The organism is Paenibacillus oceani, from assembly GCF_014705615.1.
GTDB lineage: Bacteria > Bacillota > Bacilli > Paenibacillales > NBRC-103111 > Paenibacillus_AB > Paenibacillus_AB oceani.
Map to the genome: position 1 here is coordinate 24,669 of NZ_JACXJA010000045.1, position 26,079 is coordinate 50,747.

Here is a 26,079-nt window from a genome sequence, read left to right on the forward strand (position 1 = left end):
CGGATAGGGTTCATCTTTGCCATAACTGCCCTAACAAATCGTCGGCTCACCAAAAAAACGCATCGCCTGGGACAGTTCCGCTTCCCGGCCATGCGTTTTATTTCGTAAGTATAATCAGGATTGCGGCTTCGTCTGGAACCGGTTCCGGCTGTCTTTCAGCAAGAACAGGCCAAGGGCGGCCGCCAGTGCAACGCCCAGACAGACGAGCCACGGCAAGCCCGGCCAACCTTTCGCAACACCCAGATCGTACAGCCAGCCGCCGGCGATCGTACTCAGCGCGCCTCCTACGGCTAACGAGTACCCGTTGAATCCGTAATACGAGGCGAGCTGCCGGGGAGGCGCGAACATCGGCACGACGTCCATCAGCAGCGGGCCCGCGATCATCGTTCCGAAAGCAAAAACGACCGATCCTGCCAACAGCGCAATCAGGTTGAAGGCAAACAGGAACGAGAACAGTCCGACGCCCATCACAAGCGTCCCCAGGCCGATTAGCCAAAACCGGTTTTGAACGTTTTGCAGCTTCGCGGTAATTGGCAGTTGGAACAGGATGACAGAGAGCGAGATCGCGCCGTACACGTAGGCTACCCCGCTTTTGTCGCCGGCAACCTCTTCGGCCAACTGAGGTAGCGTCAGGAACAATTGCATAAACAGATAGTAATACCCGATCAGAATCAGCGTATAAGCGACGAACGGCCCGTCTTTTAAAATCAGTTGGATATCTTTAAACACGCTGTTGCGGGCAAAATCGACTTCGAGCCGCGGCAAGCCCCACGCGATCAGTCCGCCGATCAACACGTAGATGCTGCCGGACGCGACAGACAAATAAAAGAAATCGATCGAGCTCAGCACGCTTCCTACGATCGTGGACGATACCATGCCCAGATTGGATACGATGTTCTTGAAAGAAAACAGCGTCTTGCGGTGTTCTTCCGGCGTCAACCGCGCGAAGGCGGCCTGGTAGGACGGCTCGAACAAAGCTCCGCCCAGCCCGGAGACGATCGCCGCAGCGAAAAAATGCCAGACTTCGCTGCAAAAAGCAAACGACATAAAACCGGCGGCACGCACTCCGACGCCAAGTACTAACGTTTCCTTACAGCCGAACCTGTCCGCTACGAGACCGCCGATAAACGTCAGCCCCTGCTGAGAGATTTGCCGGACACCGAGCAAGACGCCGGTGAGTGCCAGAGTCCAGAAGAAGTCGCCGGTAAGATGCAGCGTTAAATACGGAATCAGCGCGTAAAACCCCAAATTCATAAAAAACGAACTGATGTACATCACTTTCAAGCTGCCCGGGGCCAACTTCCACGCCTTCAGAGCCATTGCCGTTCACCTGCCTTTATGCGCTGCGCCAGTTAAGATTAACAAGTAAGGGGCGCTCCGACCCTGCCAACCCGTGCTTCCCAAGTTAAGACTGCTGTTTGATATAACGGTATTCCCGAAAAGCCGCGAGATCCGGTAACACGATGATTCGTCTTCTCCTTGGCCGGCCGTTTTTCCCGCCTCGCCCTCAATCGTTCAAGCCAATACCCGCCTCGATTTCACCGGTCGGGTCCCGGAAAACGATGCGGCTTGTTGCGTTATTCCCCTGTCTCGATGTATCTCGCGGTTTTCTCCTCCAGCCGAAGCTGCCCGGCGGCGCAGCTGTCCGCCAACTGCTCCGTCGTTCGCGAGCCGATGATCGGGTAGACCGCGTACGGCTGCGCAAATAATACGGCTAGCGCTACCGCCGAGGGAGCCGCCCCGATCTCTCCGGCCACTTCGCGTACGCGTTCCAGACGGCCGAAGTTGACGTCGTTGAAATATTTGCCGAGCGAAGGCTTGGCTTTCTCCAGCTCTGTGCGGCTGAGCGCGCGGCCGAAAAAGCCTCCGGCCTGAGACGAAAACGGCACCGCCGCCAAATCGTATGTCTCGTGATACTTCTTCGTTGCCTGATCCATAACCGCCAGCGTCTTATCCGATATTCCATCCGGATTCGGCTCGGCAAGACTCCACATCATCTGGTTGGCGCAAAATCCGTACTTCCCCGCGGCTTCCGAATACGCTATCGCTTCCTCTATACGCTCCACCGACCAGTTGGAGCAGCCGAAGCTGCGGATCTTGCCGGCGATCACCTGCTCGTGAAGAAAATCGATCATCTCCGAGACAGGTCTCGACGGATCGTCCCGGTGCAGCCAATACAGATCGATCGTGCTTACTTGCAGATTGCTCAGACTTTTCTGCAAGTCGTGCTCCAGTTCCTCGCGCGACAACCGGAAAAACCGTCCCTCCGCCGGCTTCGGACAGCCGCCCTTCGTTCCGACCACGATCCGGTTCCGGTTCTGTCTCAGCTTCATCCACTTTCCGATTGTTTTCTCGCTGACGCTTTTGATCTCACATTGCCAATCCGCATAATTCAGCGACGTATCCAGGAAATTGCCGCCCAAATCGACGAACGTATCCAGCATCTTGAAGGAATCCGCTTCATTCAACGTGCTGCCGATCGACGCCGTCCCGAGACAGATTGACGATGCGTGAATGTCGGTACGCGGAATCGTCCGGTATCTCATATTCCTCTTCTCCCCTTAGGCCAACGAAATATCCATAGCTTCACTGCATGACCACATAACCTTCGCTGTACAGGCGGCCATTACCTGCCTCCTCCCAAAATAATTACTTCCAACTTAGTCGCATCCCACCGGGCGCCTGCCGCAACAATTTGCTTCTGAATCGGAACGAATCGCCCTATATATAGTTTAGCGGCAACACAGCCTATCCTCCGTGCAGACTTGTCCGCTTGCCGCTTCCGTCTCTTCGTCTTTTCGCCTCTTCGCCTGCCGTCGCAGTTACTTTTTAGGAGGAGTGTTATGGCTAGACGCCCCGTCATCTTGATCCACGGCTGGCGGCCTCAAGAAGCTGATCAGCGACGCCGGGACGGACGGGACCGTACGATGGGCAGGCTGCGCGCTGAACTCTCGGAAAATCGTCCTCGATCTGGACAAGCACAAAGAGATGCAAGAGCGGATCTCTATCACGAATTGTTGCAATGTCGACATTCCGTTTATTCCGGTCGAAGGAGCGAATCACGGCACGATTCTCCGCGAGCCATCCGACGAACGGGGCGAACCGGTACCGGACTATTATGTACAGCTTGAAGGCCGGCGGCATCACGGCGGGTCGGAAGAGCTCCAATACTTTGATGTAGACATGCATGCGTATAGCGGCGATACGAGCCTGCGGAATTTTCATGTCAATCTGGAAGAGCTGAAGCCCGGCTCCCTCCAAAGCCTGATTCTGCGCGTGATCGCCTCTTCCGGCTCATCGTTCGTTACGTATCACGGCATCTCTGGCGATACAAATGGCGGACAGCAGCCATACGACGCGGACGGCACGTGGCATGCGGCTTTGGATTTGTCGCCCCTGCTCGGCGATACGGAAGTTAAATTTTTTCACCCGTTTACAACAACACTCGTCGAGCTCCGGCTCAACCGGGAACCGCTCCCGCTAACCGGCCCCAACAAAGTGTGCTGGTTCGATCAGGCGTGAAGCGGCCGGCTTACCACCGTTAACCGCAAAAATCGTCCTGTGAAGGGTATACCGCTCTAGCTCCTGTGCCCCTTCAGAGGACGATTTCCAGGTTATACACTCCGGCTCATGCAACCGTCAATCCATGATCAGTTCATGTGCGGCAGGAACCGGCTTTCCCGTTAAACTGTTTTCGAACATATCGATCAGAAACAGAAAACGTTCGGCTTCGCGGAACACGTGATCCGCAAGCAGCGGATGAATGATGCTTTTGATCCGGCATGCTTCGATTAATTCGTGCGCCGTCTTCTTGAAATCGCGCAGTGACTTGACCGAGAACCGGTTTTGATCGAGAAACTGATCGAGCAGCGGTGCGGTCTGCGACTGGGGCCTCATCGATTCCAAATCTTTGGCCTGGAACAGCAGTTGGTCGAAATCGTGGCTGAATTCGTTCGCCTGCTGCACCAGCTTCCGCTCGGAAGGATCGAGCAGATGGCTGATAAATTTGGCATGATCGGCCATAATTCGCAGAAAGAACACATTTTCATCGATAATCGCATCAGGCAGCGGTTCCAGTCTACCGGTGTTCAGCTCGGCCAGCCGGTTTCTGAAATAGTTGGCTTCCCTGCTCACATGATCGACCAGCAGCGGGAAATTGTTCGCCCCCGGCAGTTGGCATGTCAGGATTAATCCGAGCACTTTTCTTTTGAATGCCCATATGTGGGATACGGCGACATAAGTATCCTCATTGAATGTACGGATCGTCTGCGGATCGGTCCCGGCCGTATAGCTGTTTGCCCGGTTCTCGATCGACTCGAATATTGCGTAGAACTGGTTGGCTTCCTGGATCAGTTGAATGTCGTCGCACCGGAACCCCAACTTCAAAAACAAAGAATGCTCCTTCATAATCCGCGACCAAAATCGCACTTCATCCAGCGAACGAGCCACAAATACGTCAGCCATCTCACATGTCCTCCCCGAATTGCCATTTCCCCCACATCATATGTGCGAATGCCTATTTGGTTAACGCTTCGGACAGGCCCAAAAAAGCCCCGGCGTCCTGGACACGGACCGGGGTCTGCTGGAATCTGGTGTTTAGCTTTCGCCTGCATGCGATCTTAGCGCTCAAAAAATTCAATCAGCCACCCGGTTAGCTGCTTCTGGGCAGCGCTGATAAACCGGTCCGAACGATGGACCAGCTCCAGGTGACGGACAGGCGGACGGTCGGTGATCGGAATCGCCAGCAGTTCGTATTGCTCCGGCCCCCGTTTCAGCAGACTTTGCGGTTGAATCGTCGCGCCGATATTGGCTTTGACGAGCTGCAGCAGCGAAGAAGCCGTCGTCGTCTCCATGACGGTCGAGATGTGAAATCCTTCCTCCCTGCACGCCTTCTCTACCAGCTCGCGCCCCAGGAACCCTCTCGGATACATCACCAGCGGCAGTGGCTCCACTTCGCGCAGCTTCACTTCCTTCCGTCCCGCCAGCGGATGGGAGCGGTTAACCACCAGTTCGTAGGGCTCGGAGCGAAGCGCAATTTGAGTTAACCGGTTGTCCGGAGTATTCCTCACGCCGATTCCGAGATCCACGGTATTGTCCAACACTTCCTCCTGAATCCGCAGCGTGGAGATCGCCTGAAGCTGCGTGGACGGGAAGTGCTGATGAAAATGAATAAACAGAGGCACAAGCAGGAAGTCCAGATCGGAAGGAAGAACGCCGAGCCGAACCGTCCCGCCTCCGCCCCGCAACAATTCCTGAATCGATTGTTTGGCATCGTGTTCGGCTTGAAGCATTTTCTCCCCGTATACAAGCAGCAGCTTGCCGGCTTCGGTCAGCACGATTTTTTTGCCGATCCGGTCAAACAGCGGCATACCGAGCTCGTCTTCCAGCACGCGGATTTGTTGACTTAGAGTTGGCTGGCTGATCCCGAGCTCGTTTGCCGCTTTAGTAAAATGAAGATGATCGCAAACGGCTAAAAAATATTGAATTTGCCGGGTATCCATATCCTCGCTCCATCAATAGTATTTTTCTATGATTATAATAGAAACGATAGTATTGATCAATTTTCATTCCTTCTCTATACTCGTAGTTACTACTTAACCGCGAAATATAAAGGATGGAGTGCCCATGAGAACCTTTTATTTGCTGGCCGCTATTTTTTTGGCGGCTTTGAATTTACGCCCCGTAATTACATCGGTGGCTCCCTTGCTGCAGACGATCCAGGCCAACACGGGAATGAGCGGAGTGGCAGCCAGCTTGCTGACTACGCTTCCCGTATTGTGCATGGGGGTATTCGCGGTCGTTGCGACCACGATTCGGGATCGGATCGGTCTCGAACGCACGTTTTTTCTTGCTCTCGCATTGGTTACGGCAGCCACCGTGTTACGCGGACTTATCGGTTCGGAAACGCTCCTGATCCTGACCGCGGTCGTCGCTGGAATCGGTATCAGTTTGGCCGGACCGCTGCTCTCCGGTTTTATCAAAAAGTATTTCCCGAACCATCCGGGAATCGTCAGCGTGTATTCCGCCTCGATGACGGTGGGCGCCGCTATGGCTTCTGGCCTGTCGATTCCGGTATACGCCCGGACCGGGAACAATCTGCCGCTGACCCTGGCGTGCTGGGCCGTCTTGGGCGTGCTCGCCTTGCTGATCTGGGCGGGGCTCATCCGGAAGCGTAACGAAAACGGACTGCCGGCGTCCCGCTCCCGCCTTCCCATACGCAGCAAGCGGGCCTGGATGCTCACATTTTTCTTCGGGCTGATGGCCAGCATGTTTTATTCGTTAACCGCATGGATTTCGCCGATCGCCCAAAGTCTCGGCTACAGCAAAACAAACGCCGCGCTGCTGCTGACCGTATTTACGCTTGTCCAAATTCCGGTATCGGTGATCGTGCCCTCGCTGGTCGCCCGTTCCGGGAAACGCCGGCTGTTTCTTATCCTTTGCAGTACATGCGAACTAATCGGCATCCTTCTGCTGTTATCCGGGCTCCCGCTATCGGTTGCAGTCGTATGTCTGGGTCTCGGCGCTGGCGGCTTGTTCCCGCTCGCTCTGATGCTGCCGATCGTCGAAACCGACACGGCCGAAGAAGCCGGCAGCTGGTCGGCGATGTCGCAATGCGGCGGTTACGTCATCGGCTCGGCCGGACCGTTTGCCATCGGCCTGCTGCACGATGCATACAACAGCTTTCTCCCCGCTTTTCTGATGATGCTGGCGGTTATCCTGGTTATGATCGGCATCCAGTGGCGCATCGGCGACAAAGTCCGGCCGGTGTTGTCTCTACAGGCCGCCGGAAGCCGGTAAATCCTGCGTCCCACGCTAGTGACATAAGAAGAGGCTGTCTCCGAAGTGTCGTATGACATGGGAGCCGATTTTCAGACAAAAGGACCTCAAGTCCCACTGTAACGTGGAGACTGAGGTCCTTTTTCTCGAGAAACATCGGTTATGAGCGGGGCAACAAAAATCGCAAATGTACTTTTGTGACTTCACAAATTGGAGTCTCTGGCACCCCCTATTTTCGGACTTTTGGGACGAGAGGGACAAATAGAGGTGGTTTGCACCCCTTATTTCAGCCAACTGATGGGGTGTGCACACTTTTCGCGGATTTAGCAGCTTCAAACCGCTCTTATTCCGTGTCCAAGCGGGTTTTCGGACAAAATAGAAGGTATAAACCACCCTTATCCTCCTCAAAAAAAAGGAGAAAAAGGTGAGCCGACAAGCACGGACACACTTTTTCTCCACATATGACGGACAAGTTCCATTAAGCCATCGTTTCCAGCATGTCATACGTCACGTTGAATTTCAGAGCCTCGCCGTTCAAATACCGCTTACATTCGTCCGCCATATACAACCCCATACGCGCAACCTCACGGCTCATGCTTCCTGCGATATGGGGAGTCAGAATAACGTTGTCCAGTTGCAGCAGCTCGCTGTCCCTTCGTACCGGCTCCGGGTATGTGACGTCCAGCAGCGCCGTCCGAGTAGGCACCTCCCGCAGGGCCCGGATCAAGTCCGGCTCTACGACCTGGGCGCCCCGGCCGGTATTGATAAACGTCGCATAAGGCATCATCCGATCGAAATGCTCCTTATTCAAAATCCCGAGCGTCGCAGGCAAGTTTGCCAAATGGTTCGAGATCGTATGACAGTTCGCAAACAGATCGACCAGCTCCGACTTGACGACTCCCAGCTTGGCTGCGCGTTCCTCCGACAAATAAGGATCAAAGACTTCGACCGAGATGCGGTACGCTTGCAGTCTCTCGATGACCATGCTGCCGATCATGCCTGCGCCGAGTATGCCGACTTTCGCGCCGTAGTTGCCCGGATACTGGTCCGCCAGCATTCTCGACGTCAAGTGATCGGATTTGCACATCGCGGCCGACTGGAAAAATCCTTTATTCGCCAATACGATTTGAGCTGCCGTGTACTCCGCGACGGGAACCGCATTCGCCGCCCATGCGCTGACGACGGTTACCCCGCAAGCCATAAAAGGACGAGCGAACGTTTGCACCGATCCCGCCCCATAAAACAATACCCGCAATTTCGGCAAGTACCGCTTGATTTCCTCCTCGGTAAAACGCGGAACCCCCCATGTCGAGAAAGCGATCTCCACGTCCCGAAGCTCGGACTCGAAAGACTCGATGTTTTTGTGGTTCACAGGCTCCGCCATAAATTCGAGAATCCCGTCCATTTGTTCGTAGAAACCGCTGTCATATACTTGCGTTCGTTTCCCGTTGTCATCCGATCCCAAAAAAACCGCTCTATTACTCACGCACTATCTGCTCCCCTCAAGTTGGATACTATCAGCGCTTATGAGGCTTGACCGCAAAAGTTTAACCCAAAATCAGCAAAAAAGGAAGAGCCCCCGGTAATATTAAGAGCTCCCCAGCAGCGGAATCAGATGGCGGATCGGGATGGCCAGCCCCATCTTCTCCTTCTCTCCGCCAAGTTCAACTTGTGTAGTTGCAAATACGACTCCGATCACTTCGCCGTTTTCGTTAATGACCGGACTGCCGCTATTGCCTTTGTAGATCGGAGCACGGAGAGCCATCGCCTTCACATCCAGACCCTGCACCGGGATCTCGCCAACGATCGTTCCCTGGTTTGCGATATGGTTGAAAAATAGCGGATTGCCGATCACATACACAGGATTGCCGGGCCGCCACTGGGACTCCCGCTCGAGAGGAAGCGCCGGAAGTTCGGACTCGGGTGATACGATCTTAAGTACAGCCAGGTCGAGAGTCTCTTCACTGATCACAACTTCCGCTTCATGGCTCGCCCCTTCTGAAAAACGGACAAACGCTTTCTGCTTTCCGTCGATCACATGATGGTTCGTGACAATATATCCGTCTGGCGATATGACAAATCCGGTGCCTTTTCCATCTTCCGTGCCGACGACGACCACGGATTGCTTGTACCGGGCGATCGAATCGTCCTGCGACAGTTTTCTCGAAATCGCCAGAAACTGAATCGCCTGCATATTGTAAAGCATCGGCCAGAAGGCGACAACATTGCCGAGCATAGCGGCGATAGCTGTGACCGCGATCCATTTTTTCAGGCGCTGTCTCGCTCTCGCTTTGCGTTCGAAGTATGCCCGCTCTTCGGCTTCATCCGCTTCATCCTCATCCGTGTCGAGAAAGTCCGGCTCTTCCCATACCGGTTCTTCCTCCTTGCCGGTCTCCTCTCTATCGATGTCCCCCTGAGTACGTTGTTCGCGCTCCTTCATCTGCTCCTCCTGTCCGCCGTCTGCCTTCTGTCGTCTATTATCTGTTGTCTGTCGCAAGTTACCGAATATTATACCATGAACCTGTCCACTCCGGTCTCTTCCTTTCGTATCAATAGAAAAACCGTCCGTAAAAGAGCGGACGGTCGTTGATGTGCAATCCCAGACGCTAGTGCATTGGAGGGAACGGATACCTTCGCTCCAGCCGATTGCCGCAGCAATCTGCCGTTTCCCCTTCCCGGTCGCCGCATTTCGCTTACTGCAAGCTTAACTGCCACGAAACTCCGAACGGATCTGCGACCCAGCCGAACTGTTTGGCGAACGGATACGCCTGAAGCGGCATCAACACTACGCCGCCTTGCGACAACGTTTCGAAGACACGGCTTATTTCCGCTTCCGATTCGCAATTCACATAGATGGAGATTCCCGGCGAGAAGGTCCACTCGTGCTTGACAGGACTGTCGATGCACATGAACGTTTGACCGTTCAACAGGAAGGTGCCATGCATTACACTGCCTTCCTTCCCGGGGCCTTCACCCCCCCCGTATCAGGTTATATTCATAATTTGTGAATGCTCGAATAACGAGGTATACAGATTCATCGCTTCCTCGGCTCGTCCGTCAAACGTAAAAAACGGAACAAACTTATTGCCTGGTATCGTCATCTTGTTGGTCTCCTCTTATCAAGAATATGTATTCCTAATACTCAACCACAGAGTTAAACATAAAAACATGATCCTTGTACATATCAGCCATTCGGTAAAGTATGGACATAAAGCAGCTTTACTTGTATTTCCTTGGCTAGCCGGATTTATTCGTAAAAAGTCCGGTTCCGCCCTGCCCGACTGACTGCTGAAAACTCAAGTGAGCGACTCGCAAAACGAACGATGCCGCCCTCCGGTAGTGGCGAACGTACGCGCGCAATCTACACGTGTATCCACACGATTGATCCGGCTAGATCGGGTTCAACTCACTAGGCAATTCCTGCTCCGACATCCAACTGTCAGGATTCGATGGAATAGATCCGGATTGGCCAGCGATATGCCATGCCCGACTTTCGGGATCGCATATCCGGTACCGTTCGGGTGGCTCTGTGCACGAAGTTTCGCGGATTCGAGCATCGCTTTTTTCTCCTTGCCCCCGACCAGAACTAACAGGTTGGCACCACTACGCGTGTAACCGTGTGGAATCCCGAACGACATGTTCTCTTCCAATACCGTAAGCAGGTCCGTTTTGGAAATAGCGGACCTGCTTGTCCCACATCCAACCGCTTACCCCTCCTCCATGCAGAAAGACAAGCAGCGGCTTGTTGGAATCGCCTGCTTCCTTCACATATAGGTTCATGCTCGTCCCTCTATTCCGATAGGTTATATACCCGCAAACAACTCCTCCAACTCTCGCAAAGCCTCCGCTACATCCCGTTCCGCGTTCAAAGTGCGAATCATGTCGGCCGTAATCGGAGCGCCGGCGTAGATCTGCTGCACCATTTCAAGCGGCACTGTCATCTCGAAGTAACCCTCCGCCCAATCGGCATAATCTTCCGGCGTTTCAAAGATCGTACCGAGCAGAAAGCCGGAGCCATCCTCCTCCCCGTCGGGGATTTCTACGTTGCCTTTCCGCCAGACGGAATCTCCGGCTTCCCGCCATAGGCAGAAGGTGACCTCGTCTTTCTCCAGAGCCTCATCGTCCAGCCAAGCCAGAAGTGCTTCCGGCGTTTCGTCATAAATACCGGTCCATACCTCGTATTCGTCTCCCGCGTGCGGGCTTAAGGCCGACTCGTGATCGAACCCTTTCATAATAACCCCTTCCGAAGTAAACAAAACAAACAGGTGGTCGCCTGCCCCGTTATCGATCTTCGCCAGCGAAACTTGAGGTGCCCACTCCACTATATAACTGTGATACCGCAGCCATTCCTCCGGGCAAAGGATCAGATCGAGCGCGGCCAAAGCCATCAGCCGTTTTTTCAAAACATCGGGTTCAGCAATCGTGTGTAATACCGTCATCTTGGCAGCCTTCCTTCCATACGACACATCGAGAGCCAAGTGCCGGCCTCCGATTAGCCATCTTCATCCATTTCACTTATTCTATCGAATGAATTCTCCACTAGTAATTCCGCCAATCAGCTTCCAGCCGATAACGGATAAGTGAATACAACCAATCCGTCCGGGTCCAAACCTTCTTCGGTAAACCCGGCTTTTTGAAAGCAACGTAGACTGGCCCGGTTTTCCGTTTCTACATACGCCTTGACGGTTTCGATCCCCATAAGCTCAGGCCGGACAAGCAAATACTGCAGCAAACGGGCTCCGTAGCCCCGGGATCGCATTACAGGATGAACCAGCAGCCCGACCGAAGCGGTACTGTCCGCGTATGTCTCTATGTGAATGTGGCCGACCGCATTCCCGTTTTCATATACGTTCCACGCGTAATAACCCGAGCTCTGCTGAACGAAGCGATACCAACGCTCTAAAGGCAGTATACCGCCTAGCCAGTTTAACACCCCCGGGTCTTGAAACCACGCTTCCAACAGGACGAGCCCTTCCCGATCAAGCGGTACGAAATCGAACGAGAAGCGGCGAACCAGCCCCTCCACCGAAAGCTCCTGAAACTGGTGAAATTGCAGATCGGCTCCTGTCATATCTTCATCGACATGGCTCAGTCCTTTAAAGCCGAGACATTTCATACCGGCCTGCTTAGCCGCCAACCACCCGTTCCGGGAATCTTCGATTACGATACAATCACGGGGATTAATCTGAAGCTTATCGCTAGCCAGCAAAAAAATCTGCGGGTCCGGTTTGGAGGCAGCCACCTCTTCATCACATACCGTAACATCGAATAAGTCGCGCAGCCCGAACAAATCCAGGACGGCGTCCATTCTTTTTCTCGATGCGCTTGTGGCGAGCGCCGTCTTCATTCCATGTTCCTTGCACTCCAACAAAAACGGCCGCACCCCGGGGACTGGCTGCATAGATGCGTACAGCTCGATCTCGCGGTCTTGATTATAGCTGCCGATCAAGGTAGAAAGGTCATGCGGCAAGTTGTAGCGTTCCTTCACAATGGACCAAAATTGCCGGGAGCTTAAACTCCCCCATGTCTGGATCTCGTCAGCCGTTACGCTGCAGCCATAAGATCGGGCGGCTTCACTCAGCAACTCGTACGCGACGGAATGAGAGTCGATAATCACTCCATCCATATCAAACAAGAACGCTTGGATCACGTTACTATCACCCTAACATTAGCCCCTTCCGATCATTCGTATCGATATATACTTATTTCTCGTCGGTTATCCGATTCCTCCCCAATAGGGAATGTTTCCGCTTCCCGCCGCACCAACAACGGTTATACCGATTCTCTACCTTCCTTTTATTGCAAATTCTTGTATGATGGGAATACATTGTCTCGTCGTCCCTTTGACTCCGGGCGCGCTTCGCTTGGAGTTTTTTCCATTGTCATGTCCAGTCCAGGGGCAGTCGCGACAAAAATCATTGTCAAAAGCAATATGGAGGTGCGGCATGCCGCAAAATAAACCAAGTTCGATCAGCTGGCTGCTCCGATATCTTTTGCCGGTTAAAGGACGAATGCTCGTCCTGCTGCTTCTGCTGCTGACGTCTACGGGGGTGCAGCTCCTCAATCCTCAGATTATCCAGCGATTTATAGACACCGCATCCAGCCAAGGCCCCTTGGACAGCTTGCTGACGCTCGCCGGAATTTTTCTTGTCTTGGCGGTTTGCAGCCAGCTTCTAACGGTGTTGTTAAGCTACCTGGGCAACGATGTGGCGTGGAGGGCGACCAACCGGCTTCGGGCCGATCTGCTGAACCATTGCCTGCGTCTTGACATGCGGTTTCATAACCTGAAGACGCCCGGAGAAATGATCGAGCGCATCGACGGCGACGTATCAGGAATGTCGAATTTCTTCGCGATGTTCGTCGTCCAGATCGTCGGCAGCTTTATTCTGCTCGCCGGGATCTTAGGCTATATGTTCGTCTTCAACTGGCCGATCGCCATCGTGATGACGATATTCACGTGCGTATCCGTCGGCGCGATGTTCGTCATTCGCGATCTGGGCGTCAAATCGTCCCAGGCAGAGCGCGAAGCGAGCGCAGTGTTATTCGGCTTTATCGAGGAGCGGATTGCCGGCATCGAGGATGTGCAGACGAGCGGCAGCGTCCCGTACGTGATGAGACGGTTTCATCTCGCCATGCGCAACGTGTTCGTGCGGGGACGCAAAGCCTGGATGCTGCGCGTCGTTCCCTGGAACGTAACGGTATCGCTGTTTGCGGTTGCCGTCACTGCCGTGCTGCTGATGGGCGTACATCTGTATATAACGGGACAAGTGACACTGGGTGCTCTGTTCCTGATCTTTCAATATACGCAAATGTTAAACGATCCGATCGAACAGCTTGGCAACCAGATGCAGGAGTTCCAGAAAGCGAAGTCCGGCATGCGCCGTTCCCGTGAGATCCTCTCGATGGAAAGCGAAATCCGCGGCGGAACGGAGGATTCGCTTCCCGAAGGCCCTCTAGCGGTGGAATTCTCCCATGTGAACTTCAGCTATAACCAAGGCAATCCGATACTGCGGGACATCAGCTTCCGGCTGGAGCCGGGCGAACGTCTCGGCCTGATCGGGCGCACCGGCAGCGGCAAAACGAGTATCAGCCGGCTGCTGCTTCGCCTGTACAACCTTAACAGCGGCGTCATTCGCATCGGCGGAGTCGATATCCGGACGCTGCGGCTGGAAGTTTTGTACAGACGCGTCGGCATGGTTACGCAGGACGTCCAGTTGTTCGACGGGACGCTGCGGGATAACCTGACCTTATTCAACAGCCGGATGTCGGATGAAGAAATATGGGATACGACCGGCAAGCTGGGCTTGCGTCCCTGGATCGACAGCCTGCCACAAGGCTTGGATACCCATTTGAAGGCGGGAGGCGCATCCCTGTCGGCCGGCGAAGCGCAGCTGTTCGCGCTTACGCGCGTATTTCTGACGAAGCCGAGCCTGGTTATTCTGGATGAGCCGTCGTCCAGACTCGATGCAGCAACTGAAGCGGCGCTGCAAACCGCAGTCGACAAGCTGATGGAGCAATGTACCGGAATTGTGATCGCTCACCGGTTATCGACGCTGGAGGCAACAGACCAAATTATGGTGCTCGGCGGCGGGCGCATTCTGGAATTCGGTTCGCGGCAGGCGCTTGCGCAAGATCCGAAGTCCGGTTACGCGGAACTGCTTCGAGACGATCGACAGGAGGAGTTGGCATGACTGTAAGCCGGTTTGTGGGGCGGCTGCTTCGTTTTCGGCTGTACTTGTTTGTAATCAACGGGCTGCTATGGGGAGTGTTCCACTCCATGCCGCTGCTCGTCGGTCTTGGTATGCAGTGGTTTTTCGACCGGGTGGCGGCCCCCTCGCAAGGCTACGTCTGGCTGGCGGTCCCGTTAATCGTCGTAGCCCTCGTCCGTTTTACGAGAGTTGGCGTATTTTTTATCGCCTTTTATAAATGGGTCACGTACTTCTATCATGTTCAAGCGCTTCTTCGCACGAATATGCTCGCCGGTATTATGCGCTGGCCGGGACGCAATCTTCCCGCTTCGCCCGGAGAAGCGATGACCCGCTTCCGGGAGGACGTCAACGAAGCGGTCGAGTACGTCGAATCGTGGGTAGATTTCTGGGGACGTCTCTCGTTCGCCGTCATTGCAATCCTCATCATGGCCGGGATCAACTGGCCAATTACAATCGTGGCGATCCTGCCGCTCGTCGTCGTTTCCCTCATCAATAACTTGTCAGGCAACCGTGCGAGAACATACAATCAGTTGAGCCGCGAGGCGTCCGGACGCTTAACCGGATTTATCGCCGAGACGTTCGGCGCCGTACAAGCGATCAAGCTCGGTCAAGCGGAGGATCATGTGCTGAACCGCTTTTCGGTGCTGAACGAGGCGCGCCGGCATGCTGCTCTCAAAGACAATTTGTTCAAACAGTGGATGCGTTCGCTGAATCAGCACGTGCTGACGGTTAGCACAGGCATCATCTTGCTGATGTGCGCCGCCCAGATGCAGGCGGGCCGGTTTACGGTCGGCGACTTCGCCCTGTTTACGTCGTACCTGACCATGTTCGCTTCCAGCATCTCGCTATTCGGGTATATGGTGTTTCAGCATAAGCGGCTGAAGGTGTCGCTGGATCGGATGCGCGCATTGTTCCGTCCCGGCGAAGAGGACCGCGTCGCTGAATACAGCGAGCTGCATATGTACGCTTCCCCGCCCAAACTGCCCGTTACCGCCGACCATCGGGACGACTGGTTCGCCGAACTGGAAGTAACTGGACTTTCTTATACGTATCCGAACTCGGATCATGGTATCACCGATGTGAACTTACGAGTTAAGCGCGGGCAATTCGTCGTCATAACCGGCAGAATCGGCTCCGGCAAATCGACTCTTCTCCGGACGCTGCTCGGGCTGCTGCCGGGTTCGGAAGGGACCATCCGCTGGAACGGTCGCGAGCTGGATGAACCGGCAAGCTTCCTCATCCCGCCCAGAACCGCCTACACGCCTCAAGTGCCGCGGCTGTTCAGCGATACGCTTCGGGACAACATCGTCCTGGGACACGAACCGTCTCCCGGTTCTCTGGATCGGGCGATTCGGCTAGCCGTCATGGAAAAAGACGTCGAAGACCTCCAGCTCGGTCTCGAGACGTATGTCGGCCCGCGCGGCGTGATGCTGTCCGGAGGCCAGATTCAGCGGTCGGCTACCGCGCGAATGATGCTGACCGAAGCGGACTTGTTCCTCTTCGATGACTTGTCCAGCGCCCTCGACGTGCACACCGAGAAACAGCTGTGGGAACGACTATTCGCAGAGCGCGACGTTACATGCATCGCCGTCTCCCATCGAAGGTCGGCCTTGATCCAAGCCGACCGGATATTCGTTATGAAGGATGGCCGGATCGAGGCGGAAGGAACGCTTGCCGAACTGCTCCAAACTTGCGCCGAGATGCAGCTTCTGTGGAAAGGCGAAGAAACGGCCGCCCCCGACAATGTCCCTAAGATGGCGCAGCCGATATAGCTAATGCATACGGGGAGCTGGTAACAGCTCCTCGCGTGCAGATCCGGCTTACCGTTCCGGCTGCCGCTTCGACGTCATATAATCGATCAAAAATTCGCGATCTTCCGGGTAAGCGTGACTGCAGCCGCTCACTTCGTCTGGCGTTCTCCAGCCGACATGAGTAATGATCCCGTCGGGATCTGCGATTCTCAACTCGCCGCCCGTTACCCGAGCCTCGAAATAATACGTTTCCACCCGGATGCCGCTCGCCGTCTGTTTTCTTTTGACATACAACTCGCCTACAACTTCCACCTCATATCCGGTTTCCTCTCTTACTTCACGTATGCAGCATTCCCGCAGCGTCTCGCCCGGCTCCAGTCCCCCCGACGGAACCGCCCAGTCCGTCCCGTCTTCGCCCTGCACCATCAACAGCTGGTGATGTTCATTCAAGCATACAGCTGCGGTGCCCTTCCATTCTTTCATGGATTTCGCTCACCTCCGCATCGTTCATCCCTATGAGGTTGTTCGCTTTACAACAGTCCGTATCCTTCCGAATAATTACGAAGAATTGTCAAAGAGGTGTCATCAGCGGTTAGGTCGATCAGTAATGCAGAAGTTAATACGGTTCCCAAAAGGGTCGTAAAGGTGCATCGCCTTCCATCCCGTACCTACGTCTGCAGATACGGCTACCCCCTCGCTCTAAAGTTAAAAAAAAGACCGCCTAAGCGATCTATCCAGCATATTATACGTTCCGCTTAAATCCGTTCAGCATAAGCGATACGGCCGTCATGGAGTCGGCTAAAGCCTGCTTCTCGTCGGGCTGCTGAGCGATCCAGAGCGCGGCTTCATTCAGTGCACCCGAAATGACGGGAGTGAGCGCATCTACGGACACCGGTTGAAGGATATGCTCCCGCTCCAGCAGTTGGAGCTGTTCGTGCAGCAGCCTCACCGAATTTTGCGAATCCATCGTGCGCCACACCTCCCAGCCGAATACAGCAGGGCCGTCTATGAGCAGAATCCGCTTGTGCTGAGGCTCAACGGCGGCCGTAACGAATGCCCGGCAGCCGAGCAGCAGTTGCTCCCACACATCGTCGCTTTGAGCGGATTCGGTCAAGATTCGTTCCGCGATACGTTTCTGCACGGATTCCAGTACGGCGTGGAACATTCCCTTTTTGTTGCCGAAATGGTGGTACAGAGCCCCGCGCGTCAGCTGCGCTTCGCTTGCGATATCTTCCAGCGCCGCATCCGCGTATCCTTTCCTCGTGAATACTTGTCCAGCCGTCTCTATAAGTAAACGTATCGTTTCATTCGTATCTTCCTTGCTTCTTCTCATCCTTCCTCCTGCTCCTGTTCCGCTGTAGTTTACAGTTCGTTCAACAGCCGCAGCGCGTCCCGGTCTTCGGATTTCACAAGCGATCTCAGCGAATGGCGGACCACCCATCTGTAGGAGTCCCTGCCATCGGCTCTATGCTTCCGCAGCCACTCCAGCACAACGTCCTTGTAATCTTTCGTCAGATCGTTCAGGTGGTTGGCGACCGACTTGCGGACGTAAGGCGCCGGATCGTGAAGCAGCGGCTCCAGGAGAGTCAGATTACAAGCCGGATCTCCCCGCAGCGCGCCGATCCGCTTCGCCCAAGGAAGCCGCGGCCGGGTTCCTTCGCTGACCAGACGGCGGACGTGAAAGTTCGCATCCTGCGACCAACTGCTAAGTTGCCCGATACTCTCTTCCAAGTATACATCCAGATAGGGCCGTATGGCATACTCCGCTGTATGCCGCTTCGTAATTTCGCTGAGCGCCCGCATCGAGAGCTGGAAGTGGTCCAAACCGTACTTTTCTACAAAATAAGCGAGCGGCATCAGGAAATACCCGTTCGTAAACATCCCCTCGTCCGTCTCGTTTTCCGGCCCCAGGATGCGCATCAATATTCCGATACTCTCCGTATAATCATCGGGCAATGCCATCTTCAAGCCGTCGGCAATGACCGCAACTCTCCCTTTCAGCTCAAGCGGACCGACTAAGCCGGCTACAGAATCCACGAACGGACGGACCGGAAATTCCGCATAATGGGGCTTAATCAAATCCGATAAACGCTGCGCCAGTTCGGCTCCAAAGTATAACTTCAATGGCTGCGTACCGCTCATGCGCTTCCGCCGCTCTCCGGATCGCCCGACCATACTTTTTCTGCATATTGGCCGCTGTGCGCCTCCGTGGGCGGAATGATCTTGATCACATCAATCAGCACGCCGCTCGGATCGCTTGTTATAAAGTGGCGCTGTCCGAACTCCTCGTCGCGGATATCGAGCTGCAGCGGAAGCTTCTCCTGGCGGATCAGCCGCTCATACTGCTCATCGACATCGTCAACCTCGAAATTGAGGATCATCCCCTGCACCGGCTTCCGATATGCCGCGGGAATCGTCGGATGGGTCGGGTCCAGCAAAGCCAATTCGAACGGCACAGCGCCGCGCGTCAATTTCAAGCTCACATACCAATCCGCTTCGAACACAACCTCGAAACCGAAATACCGGGTGTAAAAGGTCGCGCTCTCCGCGATCCGAGTCGTCATAATAACCGGATAAAAGCTTGATGCATGCATACCAGTTTCCTCCTTGAATGGTTTGTATGTGTTTACTTTATCATACGTACTGTATGTATGTAAATGATTATAAAAATAAATCCCTCGTTTACTTGACGCTCGCTTCGAATACGATTTCGACGGTGCGATTGGATGCGAGCTTGCTTACGTCTGGCAATCGGACCTCGTAATCAGACGCTCCTGCCTAACAACCGCGGCAGGAGCGGAGCGTAGGGGCATCTACGTGAGCACCGGAAGTTCCGGCTGAAATCGATATTCGATGTCGGGTAGGCCTTCCTGATCTGCATCGTGATCAAAAGTGGATTTTTTGAACAACCTCTAAAACTATAATTCCCAATTTTCTTCTCTGACAAGTTCGTAGAGGATTCTCAATCTTCGATCAAAATAGGCATCATTGAGATTTCCGTAAGTCCACTCATCGGCATGCTGGCAATGGAGGCCAACAAGCCATAGCTGTCGAGCCGCTACAAAATAAGGAATTGAAGCGATATCAGCATCCGATAAAGGCATCTCATTTTGATAAGCGCCAATATACGCCTGCCATAGCTGAAGTGCAAACTCGCGATTTGGCATATCACGAACAGACCAATTGAACACTGCCACATCATATGCGGCCCATCCGAATCCCTCACAATCAAAATCAAAAAACGTAACCCTCCTCTCATCATCCATATGGCAGTTACCGCCGTTTAGATCGCCGTGACACAATCCTCGCTTCAGGTCGGGAGCCATAATGCTTATTTCTTTTTGCAACAAGCGCCACAAGCGGCTCACAAAATATTGGTCATTTGGACGATGAGCGAGCAAAGGCAGGATCCGTGGCACTCGGTCGTCCAGCAAATGCCGGATATCGATTGAGTACCGTTGATGATTCGATATGAACAACTCCATGCCTTGGTGGAGCCGTGCGGCCGCTTGCCCATACACAGCGGCTATGTCTGGCGAAAGCGGCCAAAGCGTGCCGGGGGCATAAGTAAATACTGCAACATATCGAGTGCCCTCTGGCGCCAATACTTCCGTAACGAATTCGCCGTCTCTTCGATCAACAGGGTAGGCCACCCGTACTCCTCGTAGATGGAGATGCTGCAGAAGATCTAATTCATGTTGAATATCCGACAACGTGCGGTGACCATGTCGATAAGCTCGAAGGATATATTCTACTCCTTTAGCTCGTACGAGATAAGAATCGTTCATTCCCCGCACTAACAGTCGGCAATCTATGAAAGTATCTGTAAAGTAAAAAGGCAATATCTCATTCGCGAGTGCACGCTCAGATAAGATCGAATGGGTTACAGGAAACACTTCCATGCATTCACGCTCCCAAGTGGCTTTAATCGGATTTCAGTTTTTTTTCTAATCTCACTTCAATGTAATTTTGTCGCCAACCTAATTTTCTATTTACCGCTTGCATCGGCGCATTGGTATCACGAGAGGACGTATATATACCTTGATATCCGTTGTTCTTTGCATATTCAATCCCTTTCATTTTTAAGGCCGTTGCTACCCCTTCCCCGCGAAATTCTTTCAATGTTGCAGTTAAACCCTGTATTAAATTTATGGGATCGGAAGGCATTTTCATCAAATGACTATGTCCGATATATAATTGTCCCATCCTCGCAATAAAGTAAGCCTCTGGAATATTATCTTTGTGAGTCAACATTTGATCATTAGGAGAGGATGGAGGCAAAAGCGGCTCTGAAGGATAATCGCCCCAAGTCGAATGGTTCAATGCCTGCAATTTCGAAAAAGAATTTGCATCGGAAACGATTTCTCCAGCTAAGGTTGTAATGATAATACCTTTCGCGTTCAGTTTATTTTCAGTTACGGCCATCGGAGCAAGATCTGCATCTATTAAAGGTAAATATTCATGCATCAATCTATGATTTTCTAGAAATCCATATTTTTTGTAAAACTGCAATAAGCGAGTTTGATCATGAAACGTTCTGGCTTGAATGGCATAAGGTCCAATGATTTGAATATCCTTGATGAGTTGATCAAATATCATCTCCGCAACTTCATATTCGGGATGAAATAAGGTTTCAACCTTGAGGATTAAATACGGCGATTTCCTTTGTTCCCATAGTAAACCGTACCCAATAACTCGTCCATTTTCGTTCGATACAACGTACTTTCTGAGCATACGGTTATCCAATAAACTAGGAACCAATGAAAAGGAACCTGTCTTTTTGGCAAATACAGAATCGCTGATAATTAAAACTTGGTCAAAATCCTGTTCGCGAAATTCCCGAACAATAGTTGACATGCCCGTATCCCCCTCCCCTTCAACTAAGACTTATTAATTCACCATTTAGTAATATTTTCCTGCATTGTTATGCCCGTCAACTGAGCAAAAGAAAAGGAGCCGTGCGTACGAGCTCCTTCACAAATCAAGAATACTATACTACCCTGACTTTTACCTCCGGATCGCCGGGATAAACGGGCATACCGTCGACAAGTCAATCACTCTTACTTAGGCGGCCTCCATATCCTTCCTTCACTTCAGGTAGAGTTGAACTAAGGCTGCTCAGTCGTTGAGTTGTAATTGGAAATCTCTATCAGATTTCCATCCGGATCTCTAATATAAACGGATGTTATCGGTCCTAATGCCCCCGTTTTTAAGAAAAACCGTCCGGAAAAAGCATCCGGACGGTCCTTTGACGTACAAACCCATACGCTAACGCGTGAAAAGGAATGGTTACCACCTTCCTTCGCTCCAGCCGCTCGCCCTCAGTCGTGTTGTCTTTTTGCGGAGGTATCGCTAACGAACCCAGCAACCGTTATCAGAGCCGAATGCAGGCGTTTGAATTAGTAACGAACTCTAGTATGGTTATTTCCGCAAATCAGATCGTTTTTTTCCACTTTCGGTTCAATAACGATCCCCAGATTCGTTACGTCTGAAATAACGTCTTTTTTCAGTAATAAGCGTGATCCTATTCGTTAGTTATCGGACCTAAGTATACGTTCTCTAACGCCAAGGAAGGAAACCCCTTCCCTTCATTTTAGCACGGTAAAGAACTTAAACTTCCTGGCAGATAATGAACCCTTTCTACCCACGAAATTTTAATACTTATATGTCCAGAAAAGCCGCGATTTCACGCGGCTTTCCCTGTCTAGTACCATTGATGCTGAATGTCTGCGATCGCAGCCATCATCAACTCGGATGCAGCTTCTGCCGAGTCGCCGCTCTGGCGAAACGAATCCAGATCATCCATCATTTTTTGTATAAAATGGGCGGCTTGCTTGCTGTTTCCTATTCCATGATGGTGTTCCGCCTGCCGTAAGCTGTTATCCAGTTGGCGGTACAACGCTTCGTCCATTACTCCTGACGTGCGGTAGCCGGTTAACATCGACGTGACCGACTGTACGGTCGCCCCGGCAACCGTAACTTCCACCGGAGCCGAGTATTCCCCTTCCCCGGTCAGAGCCCGTACGGCGGCGACGACATATACGTACTCAGCCCCCCCGGATACATCCTCGTCCGTGAACGTCGTTTGCGTCACCCCTCCGGCAATGCGCACATAGCGGTTCAGTCCCGTATCCATCCGGTACACATGATAAGACTCCGCTCCGTCGACTGCCGTCCAGCTCAGCTCCGCCGTGCCATGATCGCCGCTGCCAGTCAGCGCAGCGGCTGCGGGCAAACCATAGACGCCTATCCGCATATTGTCCCAAAATACACTGGTCTGCGCGGTCGAAGCCGTTTGCGTGCCGATTGCGTTCATGGAAGCCGGAACGGTCCAGCCCGAGCCGTAAAAGAACGGAATCGTTCCCGCCAGCTGACCGTTGATGGATATGGACGCGGTTTCATTCGGGACGTCTACTTCTGCTCGAATGTTGTACCACGTATTCGGTGAGAAGCTGTTGTTCGCAGGCAGCGCAGTATAGCCAGCCGCGGAACGATACGAGAAACATGGTACAGTCGGGCAGCCGACGCCGTTATATACCAGAATCTCTACATGGGCGCGATTGCCGTTCATCACCTTGAAGGCCCGGATCGGCGTGACACTCTGCGGCAGCATGAAGTCCGCTTCGGCTGCAAATAGACCGGACTGCGGCGGAATCGCCACACTGGCCACTGTCTGAGCCGTGGAGGAATCGGACAGCTCCACAGCAAGTGACGACCCATTTCCAGTCGAGCCCGGCGGCACAGCCGATACGATCGCATAATTCGTTTCATTGCCAGGAGTAGCTACAATACGCGGCGGCACGCGCGAGCCGAGGGTTGCGGTCTCGAAGTCTTCCGCTGTCAGCGCAGTGAGCGGATTCGTCCCGAGCAGTGCTCCGCTTGCTTCCTCGGAATAGTCGAAGCTTTCACCGTACGTATTCACTGCATGCACAACATAAAAATAGTTCGTTCCTGCCTCCATACTGTTGTCCACAAAATAACCGTAAACCGAAGAACCGACAGTACGGTAGGGTCCGCCGCTGGTCAAGCTGCGTTTGACAGTGTACGAGTCCGCCCCGCTCACCGGCTCCCAGTTCAGCCGTACATCGCTTGCTGAGCGAGACGCTGTCAGCCCGTGCGGCGCTTCCGGCAGCGGAGGGATTTCGTTGAAGACCACATGGGAAAAGCGCGATGTATTGTACCGTAGTCGCAAAGTCGGTTCTTGGCCCGGATCGGCTGCAAGACCGATATAGGCGGCTCCGCTCGGGAACGTCGTTTCACCCAGTTTCGTCCAGTACAAGCCGTCCTGCGAATGAGAAACAATGACCCGTTCGCCGTAACGAAGCAGCTTAAGCCAGTGGGAGAGCGGTACGCCCGCCTCATACGTTGTTGTCTGAATCGTGTTACCTGTGCCGCTGCGTCTCAGCAGGGCGGGATCGAACTTTTGCGCGTTCAGATCAAGCGCGAGCATGACCATGCGCGAATCGGAGGCCAATGTTTGCCGCAGCATAATGCCGGCTTTGGCTTGCTGGTTCGTGCGGGTAATCTCGTCCACGCGAACGATAACTTCCCCGTTGCCGGAAAGCGGCCGGTACATGTAGTGAAACGCATCGGCGGTGCCGCGGATCGCTCCTCCGCTTTTAACCGTGTATACGCCGTTTGTCAAATCTGCGTGTCCGGCCAGATCGGGCGTCCCGACGTCCGCCGAGCTCCACGGCGAAATCGAACCGGTATTATGAATGTAGACCGGTCGCGCTGGTGTGCTCGTCGACGTCCCAGTGTCGTCGATCGCTCTGGCCGTGATGCTGTAGGTCCCTTCTGGAAGCGAACTCCACGTGTACGTGTACGGCGTGCTGAGCGCCTCGCCCAGCAGCACATCGCCAGCAAAAAACTGTACCTTTGCAATCGTGCCGTCGTTATCGCTGGCCGAAGCTTGAATCGTCATGCTGCCACCGGCCGTATGGAACGAATCGAGACCCGGGCTTACAATGCTCACCTGCGGGTTGTTCGAGCCATTGCCCACGATGCCGTTCAAATACTGCTCCAAATTCGTATACCCGTCGTTATTCATATCGCCGTTGCGGTCGGACGGATGATTTGGGTCCAGACCATGTAGCAATTCCCACGCGTCCGGCATGCCGTCGTGATCGCTGTCCAGCGGAGCCGTCCCGCCCTGCATCGCCGCATAGCCGCCGACTTCGCGCTGAGAATCGATAATCCGGCCCGTGCGCTCTTGTACTTGGGCCATCACACGAGCGTCTGCGGAATCCCGCTTCGGTAAGGTTGCGCCGGCATCGGCCAGCACAAGTTCATAAGCCTGCTCAGCGGTATGCGTTGTGACCGAGGTCGTCGGGTACGCCGAAGAACGCGGCACCTCGGCGGGCGAAAACGTTACGGTTGCGCCGGGATTGATCACGCCCAGCATATTGTCCGCCGTTACGGCTGCCGAACCGTCCATGTAATTTCCGCTAATATGGGCGGTCGAATTTTCTCCTCCGGTAAAAATCATATTTTTACGCGCTGTCTGGGTTGACGGACCCCACTTGTAGTAATTGTTCACCATATTAAAATCAAGGCCCTGCCCGCTATGGCTCGTAACCGATCCCCAATCGTAAATAACGTTGTTGCGCAGGTCGATCAGACGGTCACTCGGGTATGGAGGCTCCATGTACGTCATAAACCGCGGATTGCGGTCGCTGTTGTGCGTAATCAGATTATGATGATAGCTTGTCCCGCTGCCCCATATGCCGCCAAAGCCGTGGCTGCCCTTGGAGTGAGCCGACGTATTCAGCGCTTCTCCGATGACCGACCATTGCACGGTAACGCTTTCATTCGGATAGGCGGAAAAGACTTCATCCACCCCCCACAAAAACGAGCAATGATCGATAATAATGTTCGTGCTGTTGCCCATGTAAAACGTATCCGCTTCCAAATTGTTCCGGTCGCCGAGTCTGAAGCGCATATGTCGCATAATGACGTTGTCGGTATTGGACAGCTGCACAGGGCGGCCGATCACGGCAATCCCGTCTCCGGGTGCAGTCTGGCCGGCAATCGTCAAATTGGAGCTGGTAATAATAAGCGGCGAGTTCAGCTCGATCGTGCCGCCTACGCGGAACACAATCGTGCGGTTGCCCTGACTGACTGCGTCGCGGAACGAGCCGGGACCGCTATCATTCAAGTTCGTCACCTCGTACACGTCTCCCCCGCGTCCCCCGGTCGCGTACATGCCGAAGCCTTCGGCTCCGGGAAAAGCCGGTATCGGGCCGCTCGCGTAAGCGGTTTCATTAGAATCCGGCCAAATACACGTTGCGCCGATTGCAGCCAGCAGTAGCGCGGATAACCCGATGCGTTTTTTCATCGTTCTCATTTCACATATCCTCCCTGCTTATCGGATATCGGTTTTGTCCCATACTGTCCTCTCCTGCTGTAAGCTTACCCTAGCTGAACAAAGTTTTGCCGTTTGCGCCGTACGTTCCGTGTGCAACGCTATGAACGTCCGTGATCACCTCCGCATCTGGAACCCGAAATCCGATTCTTTAGAAATCGATTACTAAATACGAATACGATTTCCTTTCTTCATACATATTCAGGATTAATTCATATGACTTAAGTACATTATACGTATTCTTTAATCTCCTTGGCAACCCTGTTTGTTAACTTTTGTATCTGCAGCATTTTTACAAAATAGATCCTGATGGGTCGCTCTGATTCAAATGATTGTTACTTATGCCCCCAAGATTGACGGACCGCCTTAACTGTTTTGGCAAAAAATAAAAAGCCGCTAATTCATGCGGCTTTCCCGTCTTGTTCCACGATCGCTGACAAAGTCTTATCGCTAGCCCGGTATGGACTTGATTTCTTGT

At 53.4% G+C, this 26,079-nt stretch carries 19 protein-coding genes and 2 pseudogenes; 4 read left to right on the top strand and 17 right to left on the bottom strand.

The window, feature by feature from the left end:
- Positions 1 to 114 precede the first annotated feature (114 nt).
- Positions 115 to 1,320 (bottom strand): MDR family MFS transporter, encoded by a 1,206-nt coding sequence (locus IDH45_RS27065; protein WP_190931273.1) that lies wholly within the window; start codon positions 1,318 to 1,320, stop codon positions 115 to 117.
- Between the two features lie 257 nt (positions 1,321 to 1,577).
- Entirely contained in the window at positions 1,578 to 2,546 is a 969-nt protein-coding gene (locus tag IDH45_RS27070; protein ID WP_190931274.1) for an aldo/keto reductase, read from the bottom strand.
- A gap of 442 nt (positions 2,547 to 2,988) precedes the next feature.
- On the opposite strand from IDH45_RS27070, the gene IDH45_RS27075 reads away from it, so the two are divergent.
- Positions 2,989 to 3,522, top strand: coding sequence for a hypothetical protein (locus IDH45_RS27075; protein WP_190931275.1), 534 nt, complete (start codon positions 2,989 to 2,991; stop codon positions 3,520 to 3,522).
- Between the two features lie 117 nt (positions 3,523 to 3,639).
- Here IDH45_RS27075 and IDH45_RS27080 read toward each other — a convergent pair whose 3' ends face one another.
- Complete coding sequence (locus tag IDH45_RS27080) at positions 3,640 to 4,464, bottom strand: DUF2935 domain-containing protein (RefSeq protein ID WP_190931276.1); 825 nt, start codon at positions 4,462 to 4,464, stop codon at positions 3,640 to 3,642.
- A gap of 155 nt (positions 4,465 to 4,619) precedes the next feature.
- Positions 4,620 to 5,501, bottom strand: coding sequence for a LysR family transcriptional regulator (locus tag IDH45_RS27085; RefSeq protein ID WP_190931277.1), 882 nt, complete (start codon positions 5,499 to 5,501; stop codon positions 4,620 to 4,622).
- 124 nt (positions 5,502 to 5,625) lie between these two features.
- On the opposite strand from IDH45_RS27085, the gene IDH45_RS27090 reads away from it, so the two are divergent.
- A complete protein-coding gene (locus tag IDH45_RS27090; RefSeq protein ID WP_190931278.1) occupies positions 5,626 to 6,798 on the top strand; it encodes an MFS transporter in 1,173 nt (390 codons plus the stop codon).
- A gap of 457 nt (positions 6,799 to 7,255) precedes the next feature.
- On the opposite strand, the gene IDH45_RS27095 is transcribed toward IDH45_RS27090, so the two are convergent.
- From IDH45_RS27095 to IDH45_RS27120, 6 genes and pseudogenes are all read right to left on the bottom strand, one after another.
- Entirely contained in the window at positions 7,256 to 8,263 is a 1,008-nt protein-coding gene (locus tag IDH45_RS27095) for a hydroxyacid dehydrogenase (RefSeq protein WP_190931279.1), read from the bottom strand.
- Between the two features lie 102 nt (positions 8,264 to 8,365).
- Positions 8,366 to 9,217, bottom strand: a complete 852-nt coding sequence (locus IDH45_RS27100; RefSeq protein ID WP_190931280.1) for a S1C family serine protease — start codon at positions 9,215 to 9,217, stop codon at positions 8,366 to 8,368.
- Between the two features lie 253 nt (positions 9,218 to 9,470).
- Positions 9,471 to 9,878: pseudogene (locus tag IDH45_RS27105) on the bottom strand (VOC family protein).
- A gap of 289 nt (positions 9,879 to 10,167) precedes the next feature.
- Positions 10,168 to 10,557, bottom strand: a pseudogene (locus tag IDH45_RS27110) (alpha/beta fold hydrolase).
- Between the two features lie 23 nt (positions 10,558 to 10,580).
- Complete coding sequence (locus tag IDH45_RS27115) at positions 10,581 to 11,216, bottom strand: hypothetical protein (protein ID WP_190931281.1); 636 nt, start codon at positions 11,214 to 11,216, stop codon at positions 10,581 to 10,583.
- A gap of 116 nt (positions 11,217 to 11,332) precedes the next feature.
- Positions 11,333 to 12,427 (bottom strand): HAD-IA family hydrolase, encoded by a 1,095-nt coding sequence (locus IDH45_RS27120; protein ID WP_190931282.1) that lies wholly within the window; start codon positions 12,425 to 12,427, stop codon positions 11,333 to 11,335.
- Between the two features lie 295 nt (positions 12,428 to 12,722).
- On the opposite strand from IDH45_RS27120, the gene IDH45_RS27125 reads away from it, so the two are divergent.
- Positions 12,723 to 14,468 (top strand): ABC transporter ATP-binding protein, encoded by a 1,746-nt coding sequence (locus tag IDH45_RS27125; protein WP_190931283.1) that lies wholly within the window; start codon positions 12,723 to 12,725, stop codon positions 14,466 to 14,468.
- Positions 14,465 to 16,258 carry an ABC transporter ATP-binding protein gene (locus IDH45_RS27130; RefSeq protein WP_190931284.1) on the top strand — a complete coding sequence of 598 codons (1,794 nt, stop codon included), beginning with the start codon at positions 14,465 to 14,467 and terminating at the stop codon, positions 16,256 to 16,258. Before IDH45_RS27125 ends, IDH45_RS27130 begins: the two co-directional genes overlap by 4 nt.
- A 48-nt stretch (positions 16,259 to 16,306) precedes the next feature.
- Here the strand turns inward: IDH45_RS27130 and IDH45_RS27135 are convergent, their stop codons facing one another.
- The 7 genes from IDH45_RS27135 to IDH45_RS27165 form a co-directional block, all read right to left on the bottom strand.
- Positions 16,307 to 16,720, bottom strand: a complete 414-nt coding sequence (locus IDH45_RS27135) for an NUDIX hydrolase (RefSeq protein ID WP_190931285.1) — start codon at positions 16,718 to 16,720, stop codon at positions 16,307 to 16,309.
- Between the two features lie 259 nt (positions 16,721 to 16,979).
- The gene (locus tag IDH45_RS27140; RefSeq protein WP_190931286.1) at positions 16,980 to 17,570 is read right to left on the bottom strand and encodes a TetR/AcrR family transcriptional regulator; all 591 of its coding nucleotides are present in this window, start codon (positions 17,568 to 17,570) and stop codon (positions 16,980 to 16,982) included.
- A 29-nt stretch (positions 17,571 to 17,599) separates the two neighbouring features.
- Positions 17,600 to 18,379 carry a DNA alkylation repair protein gene (locus tag IDH45_RS27145; RefSeq protein ID WP_190931287.1) on the bottom strand — a complete coding sequence of 260 codons (780 nt, stop codon included), beginning with the start codon at positions 18,377 to 18,379 and terminating at the stop codon, positions 17,600 to 17,602.
- Positions 18,376 to 18,831 carry a VOC family protein gene (locus tag IDH45_RS27150; RefSeq protein ID WP_190931288.1) on the bottom strand — a complete coding sequence of 152 codons (456 nt, stop codon included), beginning with the start codon at positions 18,829 to 18,831 and terminating at the stop codon, positions 18,376 to 18,378. The genes IDH45_RS27145 and IDH45_RS27150 overlap by 4 nt, the downstream gene beginning before the upstream one ends.
- Positions 18,832 to 19,155: 324 nt before the next feature.
- A complete protein-coding gene (locus IDH45_RS27155) occupies positions 19,156 to 20,139 on the bottom strand; it encodes a phosphotransferase enzyme family protein (protein ID WP_190931289.1) in 984 nt (327 codons plus the stop codon).
- 22 nt (positions 20,140 to 20,161) lie between these two features.
- Positions 20,162 to 21,094, bottom strand: coding sequence for a GNAT family N-acetyltransferase (locus tag IDH45_RS27160; protein ID WP_190931290.1), 933 nt, complete (start codon positions 21,092 to 21,094; stop codon positions 20,162 to 20,164).
- 847 nt (positions 21,095 to 21,941) lie between these two features.
- Positions 21,942 to 25,583, bottom strand: coding sequence for an Ig-like domain-containing protein (locus IDH45_RS27165; protein ID WP_223836996.1), 3,642 nt, complete (start codon positions 25,581 to 25,583; stop codon positions 21,942 to 21,944).
- Positions 25,584 to 26,079: the final 496 nt, after the last annotated feature.

Bases quoted from the DNA above. Each gene is read 5' to 3' on its own strand.
- IDH45_RS27075 (WP_190931275.1), top strand. From the start codon at position 2,989: ATGCAAGAGCGGATCTCTATCACGAATTGTTGCAATGTCGACATTCCG.
- IDH45_RS27065 (WP_190931273.1), bottom strand. From the start codon at position 1,320: ATGGCTCTGAAGGCGTGGAAGTTGGCCCCGGGCAGCTTGAAAGTGATG.
- IDH45_RS27085 (WP_190931277.1), bottom strand. From the start codon at position 5,501: ATGGATACCCGGCAAATTCAATATTTTTTAGCCGTTTGCGATCATCTT.
- IDH45_RS27165 (WP_223836996.1), bottom strand. From the start codon at position 25,583: ATGAGAACGATGAAAAAACGCATCGGGTTATCCGCGCTACTGCTGGCT.
- IDH45_RS27145 (WP_190931287.1), bottom strand. From the start codon at position 18,379: ATGAGCGGTACGCAGCCATTGAAGTTATACTTTGGAGCCGAACTGGCG.
- IDH45_RS27080 (WP_190931276.1), bottom strand. From the start codon at position 4,464: ATGGCTGACGTATTTGTGGCTCGTTCGCTGGATGAAGTGCGATTTTGG.
- IDH45_RS27135 (WP_190931285.1), bottom strand. From the start codon at position 16,720: ATGAAAGAATGGAAGGGCACCGCAGCTGTATGCTTGAATGAACATCAC.
- IDH45_RS27090 (WP_190931278.1), top strand. From the start codon at position 5,626: ATGAGAACCTTTTATTTGCTGGCCGCTATTTTTTTGGCGGCTTTGAAT.
- IDH45_RS27125 (WP_190931283.1), top strand. From the start codon at position 12,723: ATGCCGCAAAATAAACCAAGTTCGATCAGCTGGCTGCTCCGATATCTT.
- IDH45_RS27155 (WP_190931289.1), bottom strand. From the start codon at position 20,139: ATGGAAGTGTTTCCTGTAACCCATTCGATCTTATCTGAGCGTGCACTC.
- IDH45_RS27100 (WP_190931280.1), bottom strand. From the start codon at position 9,217: ATGAAGGAGCGCGAACAACGTACTCAGGGGGACATCGATAGAGAGGAG.
- IDH45_RS27150 (WP_190931288.1), bottom strand. From the start codon at position 18,831: ATGCATGCATCAAGCTTTTATCCGGTTATTATGACGACTCGGATCGCG.
- IDH45_RS27070 (WP_190931274.1), bottom strand. From the start codon at position 2,546: ATGAGATACCGGACGATTCCGCGTACCGACATTCACGCATCGTCAATC.
- IDH45_RS27160 (WP_190931290.1), bottom strand. From the start codon at position 21,094: ATGTCAACTATTGTTCGGGAATTTCGCGAACAGGATTTTGACCAAGTT.
- IDH45_RS27115 (WP_190931281.1), bottom strand. From the start codon at position 11,216: ATGACGGTATTACACACGATTGCTGAACCCGATGTTTTGAAAAAACGG.
- IDH45_RS27140 (WP_190931286.1), bottom strand. From the start codon at position 17,570: ATGAGAAGAAGCAAGGAAGATACGAATGAAACGATACGTTTACTTATA.
- IDH45_RS27130 (WP_190931284.1), top strand. From the start codon at position 14,465: ATGACTGTAAGCCGGTTTGTGGGGCGGCTGCTTCGTTTTCGGCTGTAC.